We start from the raw sequence: 1242 nt of genomic DNA on the forward strand, positions 1-1242 counted from the left end.
CGCCTACATGAAGCCGGAATCGCTAGTAATCGCGGATCAGCATGCCGCGGTGAATACGTTCCCGGGCCTTGTACACACCGCCCGTCACACCACGAGAGTTTGTAACACCCGAAGTCGGTGGGGTAACGCAATTGCGAGCCAGCCGCCTAAGGTGGGACAGATGATTGGGGTGAAGTCGTAACAAGGTAGCCGTATCGGAAGGTGCGGCTGGATCACCTCCTTTCTAAGGATAATGCAGTCCTCATGGACTGATAAGAAGTTGACCGCTTTTTGTTTGTTTAGTTTTGAGGGAGCAATTCTCTCAAGGTAAATTCGTTCTTTGAAAACTAGATAATCGTATAGAAGAAACCAAGTAAAAACCGAGTAAAATCGCCATTTTAGAATATTCTCTATTAATATAGAGTAAAACCTTTTAGGTTAAGTTAGAAAGGGCGCACGGTGAATGCCTTGGCACTAGGAGCCGATGAAGGACGGGACTAACACCGATATGCTTCGGGGAGCTGTAAGTAAGCTTTGATCCGGAGATTTCCGAATGGGGAAACCCACTGCTCGTAATGGAGCAGTATCTTTACCTGAATACATAGGGTATTGATGGCAGACCCGGGGAACTGAAACATCTAAGTACCCGGAGGAAGAGAAAGCAAACGCGATTCCCTAAGTAGCGGCGAGCGAAACGGGATTAGCCCAAACCAAGAGGCTTGCCTCTTGGGGTTGTAGGACACTCAACATGGAGTTACAAAGGAACGGGGTAGATGAAGCGACCTGGAAAGGTCCGTCATAGAAGGTAAAAGCCCTGTAGTTGAAACTTCGTTCCCTCCTGAGTGGATCCTGAGTACGGCCGGACACGAGAAATCCGGTCGGAAGCAGGGAGGACCATCTCCCAAGGCTAAATACTCCCTAGTGACCGATAGTGAACCAGTACCGTGAGGGAAAGGTGAAAAGCACCCCGGAAGGGGAGTGAAATAGTTCCTGAAACCGTGTGCCTACAAGTAGTTAGAGCCCGTTAATGGGTGATAGCGTGCCTTTTGTAGAATGAACCGGCGAGTTACGATTACATGCAAGGTTAAGTTGAAGAGACGGAGCCGCAGCGAAAGCGAGTCTGAATAGGGCGAATAAGTATGTGGTCGTAGACCCGAAACCAGGTGATCTACCCATGTCCAGGGTGAAGTCCAGGTAACACTGGATGGAGGCCCGAACCCACGCACGTTGAAAAGTGCGGGGATGAGGTGTGGGTAGCGGAGA

Annotated in this window: 2 rRNA genes; both read left to right on the forward strand. The window is 49.8% G+C overall.

From position 1 onward, the window contains the following. Nucleotides 1–223 (forward strand): 16S ribosomal RNA (locus M3226_RS31375); the annotation flags it as partial. A 192-nt stretch (nt 224–415) separates the two neighbouring features. Next, nucleotides 416–1242 (forward strand): 23S ribosomal RNA (locus M3226_RS31380); the annotation flags it as partial.

The sequence above is a fragment of the Neobacillus cucumis genome, from assembly GCF_023715505.1.